Genomic DNA, 21,819 nt, shown 5'->3' with positions numbered 1-21,819 from the left:
TAAAATAGCATATAATAATGCGAAATCAGGTTCGAATAGCCAGGATTGGGTTGTGCCTTTCCTGTATCTAAACTACGAAAACCATCGTGAAAGCGAGTTTTAATAGGAATTTAAATAGTATGAGCATTAAAGACCAACGTGTTGACAACGACAATGATATTGAAAAGCGTGTTAAAAAAATAATTGCTGAACAGTTAGGTGTTAAAGAAGATGAAGTTGCAAATAATTCTTCATTTGTTGAGGATTTAGGTGCGGATTCTCTTGACACTGTTGAATTAGTCATGGCATTAGAAGAAGAGTTTGATACCGAAATTCCTGATGAAGAAGCGGAAAAAATCACGACAGTGCAAGCAGCTATTGATTATATTAATAGCCATAGCTCATAAGCCGTAAATTTAATTATAGAGAGCTTTTATGCACATATATAGGCGGTCGATCGACCGCCTATATTTTCACCAAAACTTATTCCTTTTTCTGGAGGGATATACGTGTCTAAACGTCGAGTAGTTGTGACTGGACTCGGCATGTTATCTCCCTGTCGGCAACACAGTTGAGTCATCTTGGAATGCTGTATGTGCTGGACAGAGTGGCATCAGCCTTATCGAGCATTTTAACACTGAAAACCATACAACCAAGTTCGCCGGTCTAGTTAAAAATTTTAATCATGACGATTATGGTATTTCGGCTAAAGATGCGCGCAAGATTGATCTTTTTATTCAATATGGGCTTGCTGCGGGTAAACAAGCTATTGAAGATGCAGGTATAGAAATCACAGAAAAAAAATGCGCATCGTATTGGCGTAGCAATTGGTTCTGGTATTGGCGGATTAGGACTAATCCAGGAAAACTGTGATGTTTTACTGACTAATGGTCCACGCAAAGTAAGTCCTTTTTTTGTTCCTTCAACTATTATCAATATGGTGGCTGGACACTTAAGTATTATTTATGGTTTTAAAGGCCCAACTATCTCTAGTGCTACCGCTTGTACTTCGGGGGTGCATAACATTGGTCATGCAGCGCATATTATTGCTTATGGTGACGCGGATATCATGCTGGCAGGTGGCGCAGAAAAAGCAAGTACTTCTTTAGGTATTGCTGGATTTGGCCGCCCTCAAAGCCCTATCAAGACGTAATGATGAACCTGAGCGAGCAAGCCGCCCTTGGGATTAGGAGCGGTATGGCTTTGTATTAGGCGATGGAGCGGGTATTTTGGTGCTGGAAGAGTATGAACATACTAAAGCTCGAGGCGCTAAAATTTATGCTGAATTTGCGGGTTTCGGTATGAGTAGTGATGCCTATCATATGACGTCACCACCAGAGAATGGTGAAGGTGCGGCACTGGCCATGAAAAATGCGTTACATGATGCAGGGATAAACACAGAAGAAATAGGTTACATTAATGCTCATGGTACATCAACGCCGGCAGGAGATATTGCTGAGGCGCGGGCAGTTGCATCGATTTACTCACAGCAGAGTAAAATATTAATTAGCTCGACTAAATCGATGACCGGTCATTTATTAGGTGCAGCAGGTGCAATTGAATCTATTTTTACGATTCTGTCGTTAAGAGATCAACTTATTCCTCCAACAATTAACCTTGAAAATCTCGATAGTGAATTAGACGAATTAGTGAAGACAGGGCGGCTAGATTTTATACCAGATAAGAAGCGTAAAGTTGAAGATATGCAGTATGCATTATGCAATTCTTTTGGTTTTGGCGGTACAAATGGTTCGATTATTTTTCGTAAAGTTAATTAATTGATATTTTTTTATAAAGAGGTCTCAATCTAAATTAAGTTGAGGCTTTTTTATTGATATAAATGATGGATTTACAGTAAACTGTAGCGATAAATAGCAGGTATTTAGTTTGATTAAGAAGTTAACGCAATGATATGTTGGATTAATGGTAAACAGCGAAATAATATTTCGGCAATGGATAAGCTGTTCAATTTGGTGATGGCTGTTTTACAACAATTCGTGTGGTTGGACATCAACCAGCCTTATTGTCACACCACATTTATCGATTGCAAAAAGGTGTTACACAACTACTTTTACCTACACCAGATTGGCAAAAATTGGCTGCTGATATAAATAAGATAGCACAATTGAATAAAAAGGATTTAGCGGTGATTAAAGTTATCATTAGTCGTGGTGAAGGTGGGCGAGGATATAGCATAGCAGGCCTCAACGAAGCAACAGTCATTATTTTGTTAACTGATTATCCCGCTATTTATTTAAATCAACAGCAAACAGGTATTAATTTAGCATTGAGTAAAATACCAGTAAATAGTAACTGTTATTTGGCCGGCATTAAACATTTAAATCGATTAGAACAAATATTAATAAAACAGCAAATTGAATTATTGAATGTTGATGAAGCTATTGTGACGGATACTAATGGCATATTGATTGGATGTTGCGCAGCAAATATTTTTTTACGGAAAGGAAAACAAATTTACACGCCCAATTTAAATCATGCTGGTGTTGAAGGTGTAATGCGCAAACAGGTTATTGCGAGTTTATCTGATACTGATTATGAACTTTTTTATATCAGCGACTATCCTAATATATTGGTACAGAGCGATGAGGTAATCATTACTAATGCTTTAATGCCCATATTATCGGTTAAACGTATTATAACGCAGCCTAAGCAACCCGTATGGCACTATTATTCTCGTGAATTATTCAATTTTCTTATGCCATATTGTTTGAGGTTAACTTAATTTTGTGATTAATATTAGATTAATTTTCATAGTGTAATATTAGGAAATGAATATTAAATGAAGTATGCAAGAAGAATATTGTGGTTGATTATTTTTTTATTAATATTGAGTGGCTGTATTCTTTATACATTTTACCGTCAGATACAAAATTACGCTGATACAGCGATTAATATTCATGAAACAACTATTTTTACTTTGCCAGCAGTTACAGGGCGAGCAGGATTAGAATCATTGTTAGTAGAGCAGAAAATAATAAATTCGGCGAATAATTTTCAATCGTTACTAAGATTAGAGCCACAATTGGCACGATTTAAAGCGGGAACCTATCGATTAAATCCTGGCATGTCTTTGCGGGCAATGTTAGAAATGTTTTATGCTGGTAAAGAAGCGCAATTTAGCTTGCTGTTTATTGAAGGCTCTTGTTTTGAAGACTGGAAAAAAGCATTACACCAAGCGCCTTATTTAAAGCAGACTATTGAAAGTCAGTCTGCTGATAAACTAGCGCAGCAATTAGGGTTACCGCCAAGTCAATCATTAGAGGGGTGGTTTTATCCAGATACTTACTATTACACAGCAGAAATGAATGATATTGACATATTAAAGCGTGCGCATCAGAGAATGTTAACGGCTGTTGAATATGAATGGCAAGGCCGAGCGTCAAATTTGCCGTATAAAACGCCATATGAAATGTTAATTATGGCTTCAATTATTGAAAAAGAAACCGGCATTGATATAGAGAGAACTAAAGTGGCATCGGTATTTATTAATCGATTAAAGAAAAAAATGCGGTTGCAAACAGATCCTACTGTTATATATGGTTTAGGTGATAAATACCGTGGGGTACTTTATCGTAGTAACTTAGATAAGCCTAGCCCTTATAACACTTATTTGATTGTTGGATTGCCGCCTTCGCCAATAGCTATGCCTGGTAGTGCTTCAATTAAAGCAGCGGCTGATCCGGATGAAACCAATTATTTATATTTTGTTGCAACAGGTAATGGTGGGCATACTTTTACTACAAATATTAATGATCATAATCAGGCAGTTAAACATTATCGTCAGACAAAAGATAAAAATGAATGAAAAGTCGTTATATAGTTATTGAAGGTCTCGAAGGTGCAGGAAAAACTACCGCGATAAAAACAGTTGTAAAAACACTTGCTAAGGTAGGAATAACTGAAATTGATTTTACCCGTGAGCCGGGAGGAACGCCGTTAGCAGAAAAATTGCGACAATTAATTAAGCATGGTATTGCCGAGGAAAAAGTCACCGATAAAGCGGAGTTACTCATGCTTTATGCCGCGCGTATACAATTAATTGAAAATGTTATCAAGCCTGCTCTAGTAGAGGGAAGGTGGGTCATTGGTGATCGCCATGATCTCTCATCACAAGCATATCAAGGTGGAGGACGTGGGCTTTCTGCTGAATTAATGCAAGTATTGCGCAATACTATATTGGATGATTTTCGACCTGATCTAACACTATATCTTGATATAGAACCGACTCTTGGCTTGCAGCGAGCTCGGGATCGTGGTGAACTAGATCGGATAGAAAAAGAGTCATTGGACTTTTTTAAACGAACCCGTCAGCGCTATCTTGAATTAGCTGAGGAAGATGACACAATCATCACGATTGATGCTAACAAATCACTAGAAGAGGTGCAAAAAAATATTCGCCAGACATTATCGAATTGGTTGACAGCGCAAGGCAAGTAGAATGAACTGGTATCCATGGTTAAATCATGCATATAGACAGATAATTGCTTTCCATCAGACAAAGCAAGGACATCATGCATTGCTATTACATGCTAATGCTGGGATGGGAAGTGATTCACTCATTTATGCTATTAGCCGCTGGCTGATGTGCCAACAACCAGCGGGCATGAAAAGCTGTGGTAGTTGTCATAGCTGTCAACTGATGTTAGCAGGGACACATCCTGACTGGCATAAAATTACCGCTGACAAAGGTAAAAATACGATAGGTATTGAAAGTATTCGTTGTTTAACTGAGTCTTTAGTTAGCCATGCACAGCAAGGTGGCGCCAAAATTATTTGGTTTCCTGCGGCGGAAGCGCTAACAGAAGCGGCTAGCAACGCATTATTGAAAACTTTAGAGGAGCCGACAGACAATACCTATTTTTTTTTAGAGTGTCAAGATCCAGCTTTATTGCTAGCCACATTACGTAGTCGATGTTTTTATTATTACCTTTCAGTACCTGAGTGTAAAACCGCGATTTCTTGGTTACAAAAACAAAAAATATCGTTAGCGCAAGTTGATATTGAAACGGCAATAAAACTGAATGCAGGTGCGCCTCTTGCCGCTTTAACACTGCTACAACCTGATAATTGGCTGAAAAGAAAGCAATTTTACCAATCATTAATGCAACATTTATCAATAAAGACACTTTTAAACTGGTTACCTGAATTGGATCAGCCAGACGCTACCTGTCGGATCAGTTGGCTGATAAGCCTATTGTTGGATGCAGTAAAATATCAACAGCATGCAGGTAATTATTGTGTCAATCAAGATCAGTCATCGTTAATTACTAAATTGGCTGGCATCAACTCTATAGATATCTTATTAAAGAGCGCTACTGAATGGCAAAATTGTCGCCATCAATTAATGTCAGTGATGGGATTGAATCAGGAACTACGATTGACATCTCAGTTAATCAACTGGCAAAACACACTTCATTATCATAATTAAAAGAGTTTATTATGTTTTTAGTGGATTCACATTGTCATCTAGATTGTTTAGATTATAAGAATAAACATAAAGATATCGATGACGTTATCGCAAAAGCATCGGCTAATGAGGTAAAATATATTTTGGCTGTTGCAACAACCCTGCCAGGCTTTATTAACATGAAAAAGCAGATTGGTCAGCGTGACAATGTGGCCTTTTCTTGTGGTATACATCCGCTTGATCTCAATCAAGGTAATGATTTTGATGAGCTGGCACGTTTAGCGTCAGGTGATGAAGTTGTTGCGTTAGGTGAAACCGGTTTGGATTATCACTACCAAAGTGAAAATGCTAAATTGCAACAAACATCTTTTCGTCAACATATTCGTATAGGTTGTCAATTAAACAAACCTGTTATTGTCCATACACGAGCAGCCCAGCAAGACACATTAGCGATATTGAAAGAAGAACAGATGGGTAATTGCGGTGGGGTTTTACACTGTTTCACGGAAGATGAGCAGATGGCTAAAGCATTATTAGATTTAGGGCTTTATATCTCATTTTCCGGTATAGTGACATTTCGTAATGCAGAACAGATCCGCCAGGCTGCGCGTATGGTGCCTTTAGAGCGTATTTTAATTGAAACTGATGCTCCTTACCTGGCGCCTGTTCCCCATCGCGGCCAAGAAAATCAACCCGCTTATGTAAGAGATGTAGCACAGTTTTTAGCCCAATTAAAAGGCGTAGATATTGAAGAAATTGCGCGAGCTACTACACAAAATTTTTGGGATCTTTTTCATTTAACCATTAGACGTGATTGAAACACTTACATCTTCATAAAAATTTAAAGGATGAAATTATGGCAGCGGAAACGATTTTTAGTAAAATTATTCGCCGCGAAATCCCCACTGATATTGTTTATCAAGATGATTTAGTGACGGCGTTTAGGGATATAGAACCACATGCACCGGTCCATATTTTAATTATTCCTAATATTTTGATCGCCACTATCAATGATGTGAAACCTGAGCATGAACAAACGTTGGGCCACATGATTACGGTTGCGGCAAAGATTGCTAAGCAGGAAAATATTGCCGATGATGGTTACCGTTTAATTATGAATTGTAACCAACATTCAGGCCAGGAAGTTTTCCATATTCACATGCATTTAGTGGGAGGTCATCCTTTAGGGCCGTTGTTAACAAAAAAGATAGATAAATAAATTTTGTACCGTTATTTTGTTGATTTGTTATTGGAAAGACAAAAGTAATTTTTTGGTTAATATTTAATTATAAAGCAATTTAAATTGGTATTTTGGCGCAGGCTTTGTTATTCAGTTTACCTTGCAATTTAAGGTACATAGGAGAAGAGTAAATGAGACGTATTTTTCAACTTATGGTTGTTACATTCATATTAGTTGGTTGTTCATCGATAACGAATAAAAAACCAGCACTTGTTATTACAATCGAACCTACTGAGCCTACCGAACAACCAACAACACCAACGTCTCCAGATACTGTACCGCAGCTACCAAAGGTAAAAACAGTAGATTGGTCAACAGTAGTGATTCCTTTAGCCCATCAATTGGTACAAGCTCAAGGGGTTGAGTCAGGCAAGGTGTTATTAATTGATTCAATAAAAAATAATACCAATATGTCAATTCAATCAATGCAAGCAACCGATGCGATTATTGAGGCGGTTAATAACCAAAATGTATTCAAATTAGTTCCACAAGATGTGGTGGCAAATACACGCAAAGCACTAGGCTTATCTCAGGAAGACAGTTTAGTTACGCGGAGTAAGGCCATCGGATTAGCGCGTTATGTGCAAGCTGACTATGTGCTTTATTCGGTCATTTCGGGCAATCAACAGCAAAGTGAAATTGAAATGCAGCTAATGGCAGCACAAACGGGTGAGATCCTCTGGTCGGGTTCAAATCGCATTGAATAAAAAAAACACTTATTAACTTGTTATTACAAAAATATCCGGCAATAACGAGTGATAAGTGGCGAATTAAGGCGTTATCAGGAGCGAGCGGTGGAAGTTTTTACGCTGAAACAACTGCCAATATTAAATTGATTGTGCGTTTTGCCTGAAAAGATCAGCGCTTATTAGGTATTAACCGGCAAAAAGAGTGTAAAATATTACACCATCTTACTCAATTTGTTGCTGCTCCGAAGGCACTAGGAGCTAATAATGACTGGTTACTATTAGAATGGATGGAAGGTAAGGTAGTTACTGATACCTCCTATTCTTTACTAGAATTATATCAACCTTTAAGTCGGATACTCGCATCATTACATTCATCTCCATTATCTGGTTATTCACTGCATTTAAAACAACATTTAGCCAGTTACTGGCATCAAATTGATCGGCGCAGGCTATCAGCTAATTGGTTAAATTTACATCATTTTTTTCAGCATGCCTGCCAACCTAAAACCAGTAAAAAAGTACTTGCCCATCTTGATATTCATAGTGGAAAAGTTTTATTAGCTGATAATGGAACTTTAAGACTTTTGGATTGGGAGTATGCCGCTGATTGTGATTTGGCATTTGCGCTGGCAACGTTATTCGCGACAAATAGTTGGGATGAAAATGTACAAAGTCAGTTTTTGCAACACTATTGTCAGCAATTGCATGCTTATAATGATTTTTATAAATTAAACCAGCAAGTGCTGTTATGGCAGTCTTGGGTTAATTATATGAGAATGATGTGGTATGAAGTCCGATGGATGCAGACAAAAGATCCGCAATACATAGCGCTGGCTCAACCTATTAGAATATGGTTTGATCTGATAATAAATAGTGATTCAAGAAATGTATTAAGAGGATAATTTATGGGGCTAATTATATTAGATCTACAGGGATTTGAATTAGATGCTGAGAACGTGAAATTCTACAGCATCCGCTGGTTGGCGGTATTATTCTCTTTACGCGCAATTATCATGATCCTGAGCAACTCAGAGAGCTAGTCAGACAAATTCGCAATGCGACAGATAACCGTTTAATTATTGCTGTAGATCAAGAAGGTGGCCGTATGCAGCGATTTCGAGACGAATTTACTGCGCTACCTGCGGCCCAATCTTTTGCCATGCTTAATGATCAGTATACGGCGGCTAATTTAGCGGAAGAAGCTGGTTGCTTGATGGCGGCAGAAATGATCGGGATGGATATTGATATTAGTTTCGGCCCTGTGCTTGATATTGGACATAATTGTATAGTATCGGTGATCGATCTTTTCATCAACAACTGGATATGGCTGAGCGTTTTATTAAAGGCATGCATACAGCTGGAATGAAAACAACAGGTAAACATTTTACCGGCCATGGTGCGGTTAGTAGTGATTCACATAAAGAAACACCGATTGATGATCGCCCGTTAACCACTATCCGCGCACATGATATGAAAATCTTTAGTTATTTTATTCAACGTTGTTTACTTGATGCCATTATGCCAGCTCATATCATCTATACTCAAATTGACAAACGACCAGCGAGTGCTTCGGCTTATTGGTTAAAATCAGTTTTACGCCAACAGCTAGGATTTAGCGGGACAATATTTTCTGATGATCTCTCGATGGAGGGAGCGGCGATGATGGGAGCATATCCTGAACGGGCACAGGCAGCCCTTAATGCCGGCTGTGATAAGCTACTTATTTGCAATAATCGTATGGGTGCGATTAGTGTATTAGATAGTTTACCAAACGCAAAATATAACCAAACGGTAGAGCTTTATCATCATGCGTATCGATACACGTTCGCAGAATACAAAAAACATCATGCTGGCAAGCGGCGAATCTAGCATTAACGTCCTTGAGTGAAAAATGGCAGAGGCAATTATGATTATTTATTTACATGGTTTTGATTCAAATAGCCTAGGAAACCATGAAAAAATCATGCAATTACAATTTATTGATCCGGATGTGCGTCCCATCAGTTACAGTACACTATATCCACGGCATGATATGCAACCAACACTTACTTAAGGGGGTCGATAAAAATATTCAAAGTATTAATCAAACACCAATTTTAATTTGTGGTGTTGGCTTGGGTGGTTTTTGGGCTGAACGGATAAGATTTTTGTGTAATATAACACAATTGATGATGAACTACAATCTATTTCCTTATGAAAATATAATAGGAAAAATTACCCGACTGGAAGAGTATTTAGACATCATGACAAAATGTGTGGATAATTTTCGCCAAAAGAACAAACATAACTGTATGCTAATATTATCTCGCCATGATGAACTTATTGATAGCCAAATAAGCGCTAATATTTTAAAGGATTATTATCCTATAATTTGGGATGAAAAACAAAATCATAAATTTAAAGATTTGTCATGTCATCTAACCAAAATTAAATTATTTTATTATTATATTTTATGTTCTAATAACGTCATTTCTTTATTTAAAAAATATAATTTATTATCATTTAAAATGATTGTTGTTATAAAAATAACAGCATGAAAACATATTCCTTAATTAACTCTATTTTGTATATATTCATAATTCCACATCAAATTTTTATAATTTATAACAAATGATTACCCGCTTTTATTTTAGCCAAGAGTTTGTTATTAACAATGACTAAAATTTAAATAAAAATAATGATATATAAGGTTATTTATTATGCAAAATATTATGAAGTATTTTTTGATATAAGTTTTTAGCAAGATGATTATATTTATAATGAATTTGAAGATAAATTATTATTTATTTTTAATAAATTTGTTTCGACTAATGATAGCAATGTTACTGAAGGGATCACTGGATTATGTGTAGCACTTAGTGCTGAATATTTAACTCATGTACGTCAAGGGGGGTTAGAACAAGGTAAACATTATTTGGAGAGTATCAAAATTTTGACAAAAATCTTAGATGAAGAGATATATTCTTATACTTTCCCTTATTTGAAGGCCAATTTACAAGCGAAAAAACTTCATGCCCAAGAAAAAATTAATCGTTTATTAATCGATTTAGCAAATCGACAACGGGCATCATTTGATATATTAGATATTGCTAATTATGAGCCAGCCTATTGGTATTGGCCAAAAAAAGAATCTACGGAAACATTAGCTAATTATATTAAAAGAGTCACTGAATATAAAAAATAATATTCAAATTTTATATAAAAATAGATTCTGGTTTAAAGAATTTTTTATTGAAACAGCACTCCAGGTTGATAATCAAAATTATACTACCGAAGAAATTAAATTTTTTGCTAATAATGCTCTTATCACGCTTAAGAAAAAATATCTTGAAAAATATATTAATTTATTACAATCAGCGAGGATTAAAGACCATAAATAATAGTCAAAAATATATTTTAAATGAGATTAATATTGATAAGTTTATTAAAACAAATATAGACATTGAAGATATAAATAAAAGTAAATATTTTTAATTTTGCTCAGAAGATCACATGATGGCGATTGTGATAGAGAAAAATAGTGAAACGAGAAAATTAACCTATGCATTTTTTGATCGAAATTATGGTGTCATACAAACAGATAGTAAATATATTTTTACTCAATTTTTAAATTATATTGTAAAAATAAGAGATGACATTTATAAATTTCCTGGTTTACAAAATGATACGGTTAATATATTTATTTATGAAATGGAACATGATGATATAATAACAGAGTATGCTATTTTACCAGTGATAGATGAAAATTTAGTTAATATTACGACAAATAAAATTCTTTGTGAAAATAGGAATAATTTTACTTTGGATAATAAAGTGAAAATTATTATTAAACAATTTACTGATAATAATAGAATCACAACTATCCAATTAATCAGTGAAAAAAATAAACTAAAAAATATTAATATTGTGCTAGATACATTGTCAGCAGATAAAATATTATCATTATTTACAAATCAATATGAAAATATTCTGCAATTGTCAGAGAATAATATTCATATACGTATCAATAATGAAAATTATAAGATACGAAAAATTACTAATGCTAGTGATATTATTTACCAAATAGCAGAGAATTATTAGAGTTTTATCTTACTGATTCTATGGCTAATTTTCCTTGTGAGCAATTACCTGTAGAATTATTTGAATTAGATAAAAATAAAGTTTTAGGTGATAAAGAGCATGAACCAATTGAACAGTGGTGGAACCCGAAAAATAGTCCAGAACTTATTTTTCAGCAAAATCAAACAGAATTAACTGAATCATAGTTAGATGGTTCTAGTTACTCGTATAATATTATTATCCAGCTGGAAGATGAGGAGATTGTTAATCAAGCGGTGGGAAACTTAATTGGTAAACATCCGACTAATACATTGCTGATACAGTATGATTTTGCAATTGATTAGTATTGAGTTATCTATGGTGATATGGATAAAGTGGCTGGCAAAAAAACGCGTTGGTTACTCGTCGGTCATGGCCGTTTAGATAAGCAGAGCAACCAACGACTGTTTGCTAATCAGCATGCTTATGACATTGTTGATAAATTAAAAGAAACGTTATTAGTTAGCAATGAGTCAGAAAGAATTGTTTTGTTAGGTTGTAAACTAGGTCAGGATAATTTTGCTTTAAATATAAGTCAGGAATTTTGGCACAAAGGTTTTAGCGCAACTGTAGTGGCCTATACCAAATATTTATACATTAATGATAGTGGCTGTAAACAAGTTTATTTGGATAGTGAACAACATAAACAGCCGGCTAAATATTATAAGAATCGATATATAAAAGATAGTGCTAGTAGTGAAATAACGATTAATGGCGAAGCTTTAATATTATCTCTTTTACGGGAAATAAATTTAGCTGATATTTCTTTGCCCAAGGTTGTAAATCGTTATCGTGACTACCTTAATCAATATTTTATTATCCTAATGGCGAGCTGAATTTAGATTTGCTCAAAACGGTTACTTACTATGGTGAAGCTTATCAAATTTTTATTGATAATTTTTCCAGCGATGAAAGAGTAAGCAATAATTACGATATTGGTGTATTAATTGATAATTTATATAAAAAATATTTACAATGTTCCTTTATGGTCAAAAGTTAATGCTGCTAATATAACAGCAGGATCATCACAAATATTAAATGAAAATGGCGTACAAATAATATTTCGTTTTTTAGGCGATAAAATATTTCGCCAGCAAGCTGAATTATTACCTGAACAGTTACCAGAAAATACGTTTATTTTTCAGATTGATAAATATTCAAATACAGCGATTATAGAGTATGGTGAATTAAATAAATTAAATAAATTAAATAAATTAAATAAAACTGAAATTAAAAAATGGATCTTATTAGGTGATATTGTTAACTACGATGAGCAATTTTTATTTGAAGGGTTATTATCAGCTAAATTAGTTGATGTTCTTGGCGAAATAAAGCTATTTTTGGGTTTAAATATTCCGGCAGAAGTCTGTTTTTTCTCTCAACAAGGGCTAGGTAAATTGGCTAACCCTTATGATCCAAGTGGTATTGCAAGTGAAACCGTAATCAATTTGGCAGGAAAAGCCATAAATAGTACAGTAACCACCTACCAAAATGAAAGTAGTAGCTTACCGTCATTATCGTCGGATGAGTTGCATCAATATAATTTATCAATACCCAACTGGCAAGAATTAAGTCGATTTGATTATAATATTGATACTAAGCAGCTTTATTTTAATAATATACCTATTGAACAATATTTGTTAATGGATATAGTCACAGATAAAATAGATCTAAATAAAAATAGCCATAAATATAGCTATTATTTATAGGGTTATTTAATGAATAAAAATGATCAATTAGATATTAATAAAATAAATCAGATTAAATATGATTCTATTATAAATAGAAAAGTAAATAGTTATTTTGAACAGAGTAAATATATCGATGTTAATACGTTAATTGAAAGGCGTAATTTATTTTTTAATAATCAGTTGCCGACGATACAACCGCAGGCATACGATATCTAAATATTATTATTATAGAATATTTCTTATCGACCAAATATTATTCATTATTTAAGTAATTATTAAAATTATTTATTATCACAATTATTTTTCTACTCTAATGTAACTAGCCAGTATAGATAGGCGTAGTAGCCTCAGTCAATTAACTTTAAAACAGGCATTAGTTAAAAGACAATAATGGCATAATCACTATTTAAGTAATATAATAAGTTTAGCAAATAGAATTGATAAAAAATAGATTCCAACTTTTGATATAACCACAAATCCGATATCGTATGCTTTTTATTATGAAAAAAGTAATCGATTAGAGAAAAACTTATCATTATTTTATGCTTATAATGAAAATAATACTGCAAGATTAAGTGAATTATTACAATATCATCATAGTTTATTATCATTTCCTAACCAGCGGTTATTAACCGACCAAGAGCAGTAGTTTTTAGCAGCTTTGAATAATTTATTTAATAGTTTTTACTTTATTATTTCACAAAAAATAGTTGAGAAAAAAGATATCAATGAATTAGCAAATTTACCAATTTGCCGATATCAACTGGTTATTGACAATTATATTTTTACTATTTTAATTGAAAGTAAAATTAATGATTACTATCAAGCTAAAATATTTTATCCAAGAATAGTAGGAATAAAATTAAATATAGTCAGTAAAGAAGATGCCTATAAAGATATTAAAGCTTTTATAACTGTGTATCTTGATGATAAAATTATTATTGATAATGAAAAACTTTATCGTTACGAAATATTAGGCATCAAAAAAATAACTATAATAATTATGATATAAAACTATATGAAATAAAAAATGATGCAATATTAAATTATAAATTAGAAAAATTAATAGATTATTTACCAATAAAAGAACATCAACCTGATGGGCATATTTTAGTCCAGATAGATGGTATTGATATTCCACTTGCTATATTGCAACAAACTGGAGCTTATGTAGAAGATAAAAAACTCTCCTTATTCACAATTAGAAATGTTCCAGATTGGCAGAAAAAAAATACGATTTGATGTGGTAGCATTGAATGATTATCTTAGTTTTTACCATGGAATAGCAAATGATATAAACATTATCAAGCTGTTAAAAGAAAGAATTAATTCAGTCAGTAATTATACAGAACTATTTATTAATAGTGATAATTTAAATGATTTGGCTGTTCTTATACAACGTTTAGCTTATATTGATCGGTATCATAGCCAACCATTCCTAACAAGAAATTTACCGCAAAAATTATAGCTGGGTATCTCTCAGTTACCACGTTATACCCCCTTAATTAATAAGCTTTTTCATTCCTTGAAGTTAGTTGCTGTAACACAGTTAGTCTCTGCAACTCAATCCATAGTTATGCAATTAAATAACCCTAATTTAGCTGACAACGAAAGAAAAATATTGGAAGACAATCTGATTGTTACTTGGGCGGCAGGACTAACCAATTTCAGTTCTCAGGTTTTACAACTGCTACTATTAAAAGCCGCTTATCGAATGGAAGGCAAGCCAAGCCAAGCGAGTTAGGAGTATTTGCTAACCGGGTAAATGCAGGGATCACCCTGGCGACAGCCGGTTTTGATCTCTATTATGCCTATGAGAATTTTAGTCAGTTAAATAATGAACATAATCCGGCAATTAGACAAGATTTAATTGTTAATGGCACATTATCATTGATTAATGCGGGTGTGACCGGTTTCTACTGCTTTGGCTATTTTAGTTGGTTCATCAACTGCTGGGCCATTAGGGCTGGTGATCGGCAATGGATTAATGTTAGGTAGTATGTTTTATAATGCTTATCGGGTTGTTGAACGAGTAGAGGAAAAAGTCGAACTAACAACACCTGAAAAGTTACAGCTAGGCATCAGTACAATCCTAGGACTGCATCCAACCTATTCGATACAAAATAAATTATTGCAACAGCAAACTGAAAGTCAATTAAAGCTTTATCACCGACAAAGTGAAGAGAATTTTTTTAAGCAAGTACTACAACCAGCTGGTTATAATTTAAGCATCATCAGCGAGGAACAAGAAAATATTGCCAAGTTACCTTTGTATCATCTGTTTGATAACAAAAATAATTATTATTTAGTAGAGTAAAAATATAAAAAATTTGAATATGATCTGGAATTTTTAAAACATGATTTAATATTGTGATACTGCCTATTAATTTATGGAAGCAACAACAAATTGATGAAGCTCAACAGGTAATAGAACAGAAATTCACGAAAAAAGAAGTTGAGAAAATTATAGTGCAATACCCTAATCGTTATCAGGTAGAATTTGCTAAAGTAGAAACTTATATTCCAGTTTCCTCAGAATCAATAAATGAAATGATATTGTTGAGTAGCAAATTTAATAATGTTGTTAAGCAAATGATTAATCAGCTACATATACGACACAACTTATCAAATATAAAGCAAGTTAACGCGATTTATTCCTTACAATTAAATAATCAAAGCGAATATTTAAATGAAAGTTTGAGCAGTTATTTATCAAAAGAGAGTATAAAAAATTACATAACGGGCATTAGTTTTAATTTAGCTAATGGTGACGATACTATCGTTGGATCTCAGACCGTTAAGAATCAGTTTATTTGTGCTAATAGAAAAAAATATTCATTGGTGGTGAATTAGATGATGTATTTATTTTATTATTTGGCAAGCTTAAAATGGATGAAAATAAGTTTTTTGACGGTAATAGTGGAAATGATACCTTATATGTTGAGCAATTACCATATTATCAAATAGTTATAACTGATAATGACCGACAGCAAACTGATGAGCTAATAAAAACTGTAGGAACATTTATTAATTTACAACAAGGAGAATTGAGGTATTTAACCAACAATTATATTGATAATTTTGCCAGTATATCCTCACTGATAAGAAAAAAATATGCAACAGATGTCTGTGTTGATTTTATTAGTATAGAAAATGTAATAGCTAGTAAAAATAGCCAAGATTTAATTTTAGGTGATGAAAAAGATAACATACTAAATGGTAATGGTGGGGAAGATATTATTTATGGTATGGCCGGTAAAGATACCTTGATATTAAATAATGGTTATGCCAATGGTGGTGAAGGACAAGATACTTATGTTATCGGACGTTATAATAGGTATTCTAATCAAGATGCACTCCCATGGCTCGAACAGAACTATTCTTGGGATGCGGATAATGAACAATGGAAAATATTGAATACGATAAAAACTGAACTCAAATCAGACTATGATTTTGCTATCAATATTGTTATTGATGAGGTAGAAAAAAAAGTAGAAGTATTGTCAATCTAAATTATCAACTTGATGAAATTAAAGAGGTTAAATTAATTGATGGTGATATTTATCTACAAATATTATTAGACAACGAGCTAACCGATAGTGAAATTAAATCAGATAAAGTGAATTTAAAGTTAAAAAATGTTTATATCAGTTTAGCTAATGATGAGTATGGGCTTAATCATCAATACCTATTGCAAACAATGGATGGTTTTTTATTATCAATGTGCTTACCACAAAAATTTAAAAAACACACTACACCAGAAAAAATATTTGAAACAATATATTTTGAAAAATTAGATAAAGTTAATAAAGATGTACCTATTAACGAAATTGAAATTGATTTTAGTAAAAATAGAATAAAAACTACCCGAAAAAATTATTGATTATCCGATATGATAAAACCTATGATCAGTTTTAATAATAATCCACATACAGTTTTTTATAGTGATAACTATAATAATCATCTTACTTCGATTAAGAAGAACAGTTATATCTATTTTTCTCATGGTATCGATATTTATTTACTTGATGATTTAATTATCACAGATAATATTAATGATAGCATTACATTTGATTTTAAAGAAATTACCGCTTCATATACTAATGAAGATATATTTATTATTGTACTAAAAGATTATAGTGGTTATGATTTCACTTTTAATCAAGATAGTTTTTTATCAGGGATCAACAAAATTAGCTGAAATTGAATTTATTAATAATGTTGTTGATTTTTACCGCAAAATTTATTTACTGGATAAAAAATGAATATTTTACTATAGAATATCAAGAAAATAGTTACCAAATTACGCCTTGTATAACAGTAGCACAACCGTCAGAATTTGATGATATTATTTTTTATCCTAAAGGCTATTCGCAAATTATAAAAGTTAATTTATCAGCAGGTAATTATATATTAACGGATATGAGTAAAACAGGAAAAATTATTTTAGCTGGTAAAGATAATAATGTTGTTGTGGTAAATTATGGTACTGGTAATATAGAAATTTTTCTGCAGTCAGGAAATAATAAAATTTTTACTCATGAATTTACAAGTAATGCTATATTTGATTACTCAGATAATAATTTAATTTTATCATCAAAAGATAATAATAACAAAATTATTATTTATGATTATGAAAAATATAAAGATAATGTGGAAATTAACAGCTCATTGAATAATGGTTTATTGTTAACTAATAAAAATATTGAATTATTAATTAATGCCGCATCAACTTTTCAACAGGAAAATGTTAACTCGTTACTTTCTAATTTATCTGTAGATGAAAAGAGTCTAATCAAGTAAATATATCATTATAATAAATTAAGTTAATTTTAATAATTTGGTAATATTTAGTTAATATAATGATAAAAGTAATTAACGGTTAAATTAATAACATCCTAAGTTTTTATCATCTATAAAGTTATTTATTTAATATAATTTTTTTATAAAAATTTATCCACAAGGAAAATTATTATTCCTAAACTTAAAAAATACTATTTCAAACCAGGGTTTTCTTAGCATAAATATATATTTTTAGCCTCTAAAGAACGTTTCGAACATATTGCTAATAAATTTATTTAATATAACGATTCTAGTGTAGCAAAAGAAGTAACAGGTATATGTTTGGCATTATCTGCCTCTTATTTAACACAGGTACGGGAAGGTGGACTAGAGCAGGAAAAAAATATATTAAAGGTATCCAGAGTTTAGTTAAAATAATTGATTCTGAAACAGAAAGTAATGATCAACCTTATGTTAAGGCAATTGCATGCTAAACAGAAGGTGAACTTGTTATTTATTGATTTAATTGGCAGACAAATACTATCATTTGATTTATATGAGATGGTAAATTATCAACCTAGTTACTCAATGTGCCCACTAATACAACAAAATGAAAATATACAAGATTATTTTACTAAGATAATAAAATTTGAAGCTAACCAAAACAATCAATTTATTGAAAGATTTTGTTTTAACGACTTAATGATAGAAATTCAACGTAGAATTAATATATATGATAACGATATTATTAATTTAAAATTAATTGTACAAAAAACTTATCTTGATTTAAAAAAGTATCTCTCTACATATGTTGACTATTATAATGATAGAGGGATAAAGATAAATAGAAAATATGAAAAGTCTATAGCTAATGATATAAAATTTTAAGATTTTTTGATAAAGATGACATCAATTGTAATCATTATTTTGAGTTATCATCTAAAAATCATATGATGGCAATTGTAATAGAAAAAGATAATAATACTGGATTGTTAAAATATGCTTTTTTTGATCCAAATTATTGAATTCTTTATTTTTATGAGCGATAGTAATTTAAACATTTTCTAGCTTATGTGGTAAAAAAACGGCAAGATATTTATGATTTTCTGACATTGATAATAATAATTATATTATAAAATTATAAAATTATAAAATTATAAAATTATAAAATTATAAAATTATAAAATTATAAAATTATAAAATTATAAAATTATAAAATTATAAAATTATAAAATTATAAAAATTATAAAATTATAAAATTATAAAATAGTAATTTATTTAATAAAAAGAATGTTTTTACAGCTATTGAACGTGATTTAGTAAATATAAAAATCACTAAAATACTTTGTAAAGAACAAAGTATTTTTTATCTTACTAATAATATTAAATTGCTATTTAAATAATTTAATGCAACAGTTGGAATAACAAAAATAGTCTTAATTGATGAAAATGTAAATTCAAAAATAATTGATTTAACTGTTAATTCTGTTGATTACGATATAATTTTGGAAACTATAACAGAACTATATAAAAACTTCTTGGTATTAGACAATAACAAACTCTATCTAAATATAGACAATGATAAATGTATTGTTTCAAAAGTTAATTATACTAGAGACTCAGAAATTATTATTAAATTTTTACTAGAAAAATTTTTAAAGGATACACTGGAAATACATAAAAATGAATCTTTAGGTGACGATATCACAGTTGTTCTTGATGCATGGTGGAATCCTAAAGTTAACCCAGAAAGAATTCCATTTCATACTGATATCGAAATAGAAAGGTTAGCAGAAACCAATTATCGCCATAATTTAGTTATTCAATTTGAAGGTGACGAAATTGTTAGTAAATCAGTTGCCAAATTAATTAGTTAAGCATCCAGATATGACCACAATAATTCAGTATGATCTTGATCTCGATCGTTATAGAGTGGCTTATGGTGATATTAATAAAGTGTCAGGCGACCGAACAAGATGGTTTCTTATTGCACATGGTAGAATTGATAGTGCAACTAAAAAAAGAAGCTTTGCCGGAAAAACTGCGCAAGATATTGTCGCTAAATTAAAATATTTAAAACAGACTGAATTTAAGAATAGTGATCCTAATAAAATAGTTTTATTGGGTTGCAAATTAGGTGAAGTAAGAATAGAAGATAATTTTGCTTTAGATATTAGCCAACAACTTTGGCATTAATGGATTAATTCAATAATAACTGCTTATACTCAAGATTTACATATTTGTCATAATGGGAGAAAAGTAGTTTATTTAAATGAATATGAAAGTAGCCGTAAAGATGCCAGATATTAAAAAACTATTTTTAATAAAGAAATTTCTCTGGTTGGAATACAAATTAATCATGAAATATTAATTAATTATATTTTAATAAAAATTAATTTTGGCAATATTTCATTGGATCGCGATTTTATTAAAAATAGTGATTATGTAAAGAAATATTTCTATCTTCCAAATGGTAAGTTAGATATCAATTTATTAAAATTGGTTGTTTTAGATAATCGAGCATATAATTTATTTGTTGATTATATTTATGAAACCAGAGCGGTTTATGGTTATTTTAATATAAATAGTTTTCTAGAGAAATTATATGATGAAAAAATTTTTGGTACTCCGTTATGGAAAACAGTCAATAATGAAGCAATACAAAATAATTTATATCTAGCAGATAAAAATAACAAAAGAAAAATTATTTTTTGTTTTACTGATGAGAAAAAATATCATCAACAACCTGAGTTAATAGCTAGTGAAAATCCGGAAAATACATTCATTTTTTAGGTAGATAAAAATTTAAGTACTATAATCTTAGAATATGGAAAATTAGATAATTTACAAAAAACCACAATTGATAAATGGATATTGTTGGGAGATGTTCAACTGCAAGATGCTGTTTTTTTATTTGAAGGAATGACGATAGAAAATTTAGTCGATGTAATGAATAATATCCATAAACAACATTTATTGGCTATACCTGGTGAAATTAGTTTCTTTAATAAAAGAGCATTAGGCCGATTGTCAAACCCATATGATACTTCAGCAATTGCCTATCAGCTGGCAATAAAATTAGCGCAGAAAAATATAACAACCAATATAATTAGTTACAAGACAAACATTGATCCTTTTCCATTACCATCATTAGATGGAGTGGCTGAATATTTTGATTTGATTAAAAATAATAAATTTAGTAAATTTAGATATGATCAAGCCACTGAACAACTATTCTATAATTATTTTAATATTTCTCATGCTTTATTTATGGATATAGCTAAAGTAAATATTGATCTTGATATAGAATTTCAAAGTTATCCTTATTATTTAAATCAATACCTATTTAGCCAAGATGGTAATTTAATAACTAATAAAATAAAAACCATTATTTATGATCTCATTATTAGTCGTAAAGTGAATAATTATTTTCTACTCAATATAAATCAATTACCAAATCCGCTTAAACAATGGCAAAGAATATTTTTACTGATAATAATTAAGCATTAAATATAAAAATAATAAATATTGATCTGTTATTGGAAAATATCAGTTATCGGCCAGAAATTATTTATTATCTTAGTGATTATTCAAAAAATTTACTCGCTGAACTATATTCACACTCAGATGGAACACTTGATGTGGCTAGTTTAATGATCTTAATTAATGAACCACAACAGTTAAATAAGTTACATATGTCTTTGACAGAGCTTACCGGGATAGATGAAAGAAGTGGACTTAGTGAATTGCCGTTACAAGAGTCATTATTTAGAAGTCAGCAATGGCATCAATATTATCTTAATAATATTATCACATTAACTAGAAAAGTTAATCAAGATCCTAACTTAACCATAAAACCATTGTCACATGCTTTTTATTTTGAAAAAATGTAAATTTAGCTAAGTATATAGG

Annotated in this window: 29 protein-coding genes and 4 pseudogenes; all 33 read left to right on the top strand. The window is 31.2% G+C overall.

From position 1 onward, the window contains the following. Window positions 1-119: 119 nt before the first annotated feature. The 33 genes and pseudogenes from acpP (at window position 120) to ARADI_RS05000 (ending at window position 21,800) form a co-directional block, all read left to right on the top strand. Entirely contained in the window at window positions 120-386 is a 267-nt protein-coding gene (acpP, locus tag ARADI_RS05160) for an acyl carrier protein (RefSeq protein ID WP_119711355.1), read from the top strand. A 102-nt stretch (window positions 387-488) separates the two neighbouring features. Continuing rightward, window positions 489-1,757 (top strand): annotated as a pseudogene (fabF, locus tag ARADI_RS05155) (beta-ketoacyl-ACP synthase II). Between the two features lie 221 nt (window positions 1,758-1,978). After that, on the top strand, window positions 1,979-2,722 hold the full coding sequence (gene pabC / locus ARADI_RS05150; RefSeq protein WP_305000187.1) for an aminodeoxychorismate lyase: 744 nt from the start codon (window positions 1,979-1,981) through the stop codon (window positions 2,720-2,722). 57 nt (window positions 2,723-2,779) lie between these two features. Then, entirely contained in the window at window positions 2,780-3,805 is a 1,026-nt protein-coding gene (gene mltG, locus ARADI_RS05145; protein ID WP_119711354.1) for an endolytic transglycosylase MltG, read from the top strand. Continuing rightward, window positions 3,802-4,437, top strand: a complete 636-nt coding sequence (gene tmk / locus ARADI_RS05140; RefSeq protein ID WP_119711353.1) for a dTMP kinase — start codon at window positions 3,802-3,804, stop codon at window positions 4,435-4,437. Before mltG ends, tmk begins: the two co-directional genes overlap by 4 nt. A gap of 1 nt (window position 4,438) precedes the next feature. Then, a complete protein-coding gene (holB, locus tag ARADI_RS05135) occupies window positions 4,439-5,428 on the top strand; it encodes a DNA polymerase III subunit delta' (protein ID WP_119711352.1) in 990 nt (329 codons plus the stop codon). Window positions 5,429-5,439: 11 nt separating this feature from the next. Beyond that, on the top strand, window positions 5,440-6,225 hold the full coding sequence (locus tag ARADI_RS05130; protein ID WP_119711351.1) for a metal-dependent hydrolase: 786 nt from the start codon (window positions 5,440-5,442) through the stop codon (window positions 6,223-6,225). Window positions 6,226-6,263: 38 nt separating this feature from the next. Continuing rightward, a complete protein-coding gene (hinT, locus tag ARADI_RS05125) occupies window positions 6,264-6,626 on the top strand; it encodes a purine nucleoside phosphoramidase (RefSeq protein ID WP_119711629.1) in 363 nt (120 codons plus the stop codon). A gap of 152 nt (window positions 6,627-6,778) precedes the next feature. Next, window positions 6,779-7,354, top strand: coding sequence for a penicillin-binding protein activator LpoB (gene lpoB / locus ARADI_RS05120; RefSeq protein WP_119711350.1), 576 nt, complete (start codon window positions 6,779-6,781; stop codon window positions 7,352-7,354). Window positions 7,355-7,371: 17 nt separating this feature from the next. Continuing rightward, entirely contained in the window at window positions 7,372-7,500 is a 129-nt protein-coding gene (locus tag ARADI_RS19480) for a hypothetical protein (protein ID WP_255420611.1), read from the top strand. Window positions 7,501-7,521: 21 nt separating this feature from the next. Further along, entirely contained in the window at window positions 7,522-8,238 is a 717-nt protein-coding gene (locus tag ARADI_RS05115; RefSeq protein WP_119711349.1) for a phosphotransferase, read from the top strand. Window positions 8,239-8,241: 3 nt separating this feature from the next. Further along, window positions 8,242-9,246, top strand: a pseudogene (nagZ, locus tag ARADI_RS05110) (beta-N-acetylhexosaminidase). Further along, a pseudogene (gene ycfP / locus ARADI_RS05105) lies at window positions 9,243-9,774 on the top strand (alpha/beta hydrolase YcfP); the annotation flags it as partial. The pseudogenes nagZ and ycfP, both read left to right, overlap by 4 nt. A gap of 494 nt (window positions 9,775-10,268) precedes the next feature. Beyond that, window positions 10,269-10,520, top strand: coding sequence for a hypothetical protein (locus ARADI_RS05100; RefSeq protein WP_238149143.1), 252 nt, complete (start codon window positions 10,269-10,271; stop codon window positions 10,518-10,520). A 308-nt stretch (window positions 10,521-10,828) separates the two neighbouring features. Next, window positions 10,829-11,416: a hypothetical protein gene (locus ARADI_RS05095; protein ID WP_119711347.1), complete on the top strand. Its 588-nt coding sequence runs from the start codon at window positions 10,829-10,831 to the stop codon at window positions 11,414-11,416. A gap of 20 nt (window positions 11,417-11,436) precedes the next feature. Next, a complete protein-coding gene (locus tag ARADI_RS05090; protein WP_182853097.1) occupies window positions 11,437-11,601 on the top strand; it encodes a hypothetical protein in 165 nt (54 codons plus the stop codon). Window positions 11,602-11,628: 27 nt separating this feature from the next. Beyond that, a pseudogene (locus ARADI_RS05080) lies at window positions 11,629-12,270 on the top strand (C80 family cysteine peptidase). A gap of 111 nt (window positions 12,271-12,381) precedes the next feature. Then, a complete protein-coding gene (locus ARADI_RS05075; RefSeq protein WP_119711345.1) occupies window positions 12,382-13,143 on the top strand; it encodes a hypothetical protein in 762 nt (253 codons plus the stop codon). A 643-nt stretch (window positions 13,144-13,786) separates the two neighbouring features. Further along, window positions 13,787-14,137 (top strand): hypothetical protein, encoded by a 351-nt coding sequence (locus ARADI_RS05070; RefSeq protein WP_119711343.1) that lies wholly within the window; start codon window positions 13,787-13,789, stop codon window positions 14,135-14,137. A 195-nt stretch (window positions 14,138-14,332) separates the two neighbouring features. Then, on the top strand, window positions 14,333-14,593 hold the full coding sequence (locus ARADI_RS05065; RefSeq protein WP_119711342.1) for a hypothetical protein: 261 nt from the start codon (window positions 14,333-14,335) through the stop codon (window positions 14,591-14,593). A gap of 57 nt (window positions 14,594-14,650) precedes the next feature. Then, window positions 14,651-14,869, top strand: coding sequence for a hypothetical protein (locus tag ARADI_RS05060; protein ID WP_147392365.1), 219 nt, complete (start codon window positions 14,651-14,653; stop codon window positions 14,867-14,869). 180 nt (window positions 14,870-15,049) lie between these two features. Then, the gene (locus ARADI_RS05055) at window positions 15,050-15,442 is read left to right on the top strand and encodes a hypothetical protein (protein ID WP_147392364.1); all 393 of its coding nucleotides are present in this window, start codon (window positions 15,050-15,052) and stop codon (window positions 15,440-15,442) included. A gap of 53 nt (window positions 15,443-15,495) precedes the next feature. After that, complete coding sequence (locus ARADI_RS05050) at window positions 15,496-15,978, top strand: hypothetical protein (RefSeq protein WP_119711339.1); 483 nt, start codon at window positions 15,496-15,498, stop codon at window positions 15,976-15,978. Window positions 15,979-16,013: 35 nt separating this feature from the next. Then, a complete protein-coding gene (locus ARADI_RS05045) occupies window positions 16,014-16,637 on the top strand; it encodes a calcium-binding protein (RefSeq protein ID WP_119711338.1) in 624 nt (207 codons plus the stop codon). 107 nt (window positions 16,638-16,744) lie between these two features. After that, window positions 16,745-17,008: a hypothetical protein gene (locus ARADI_RS05040; RefSeq protein ID WP_119711337.1), complete on the top strand. Its 264-nt coding sequence runs from the start codon at window positions 16,745-16,747 to the stop codon at window positions 17,006-17,008. A gap of 21 nt (window positions 17,009-17,029) precedes the next feature. Next, window positions 17,030-17,326: a hypothetical protein gene (locus ARADI_RS05035; RefSeq protein WP_238149142.1), complete on the top strand. Its 297-nt coding sequence runs from the start codon at window positions 17,030-17,032 to the stop codon at window positions 17,324-17,326. 2 nt (window positions 17,327-17,328) lie between these two features. Then, window positions 17,329-17,928, top strand: a complete 600-nt coding sequence (locus ARADI_RS05030) for a hypothetical protein (RefSeq protein ID WP_119711335.1) — start codon at window positions 17,329-17,331, stop codon at window positions 17,926-17,928. A gap of 486 nt (window positions 17,929-18,414) precedes the next feature. Further along, on the top strand, window positions 18,415-18,795 hold the full coding sequence (locus tag ARADI_RS05025; protein ID WP_147392363.1) for a hypothetical protein: 381 nt from the start codon (window positions 18,415-18,417) through the stop codon (window positions 18,793-18,795). A gap of 617 nt (window positions 18,796-19,412) precedes the next feature. Beyond that, entirely contained in the window at window positions 19,413-19,784 is a 372-nt protein-coding gene (locus tag ARADI_RS05020; RefSeq protein WP_147392362.1) for a hypothetical protein, read from the top strand. A gap of 10 nt (window positions 19,785-19,794) precedes the next feature. Next, window positions 19,795-20,103 (top strand): C80 family cysteine peptidase, encoded by a 309-nt coding sequence (locus ARADI_RS05015; RefSeq protein ID WP_119711332.1) that lies wholly within the window; start codon window positions 19,795-19,797, stop codon window positions 20,101-20,103. Window positions 20,104-20,319: 216 nt separating this feature from the next. After that, window positions 20,320-20,700, top strand: a complete 381-nt coding sequence (locus tag ARADI_RS05010; RefSeq protein WP_119711331.1) for a hypothetical protein — start codon at window positions 20,320-20,322, stop codon at window positions 20,698-20,700. Between the two features lie 129 nt (window positions 20,701-20,829). Continuing rightward, window positions 20,830-21,417 carry a hypothetical protein gene (locus ARADI_RS05005; RefSeq protein WP_147392361.1) on the top strand — a complete coding sequence of 196 codons (588 nt, stop codon included), beginning with the start codon at window positions 20,830-20,832 and terminating at the stop codon, window positions 21,415-21,417. Between the two features lie 29 nt (window positions 21,418-21,446). Next, window positions 21,447-21,800 (top strand): hypothetical protein, encoded by a 354-nt coding sequence (locus tag ARADI_RS05000; protein WP_119711329.1) that lies wholly within the window; start codon window positions 21,447-21,449, stop codon window positions 21,798-21,800. Window positions 21,801-21,819 lie beyond the last annotated feature (19 nt).

The organism is Arsenophonus endosymbiont of Aleurodicus floccissimus, assembly GCF_900343025.1.
Taxonomy (GTDB): domain Bacteria; phylum Pseudomonadota; class Gammaproteobacteria; order Enterobacterales; family Enterobacteriaceae; genus Arsenophonus.
Note: the sequence above shows the minus strand (reverse complement) of the source record. Positions and strands in the feature narration are given on the sequence as shown.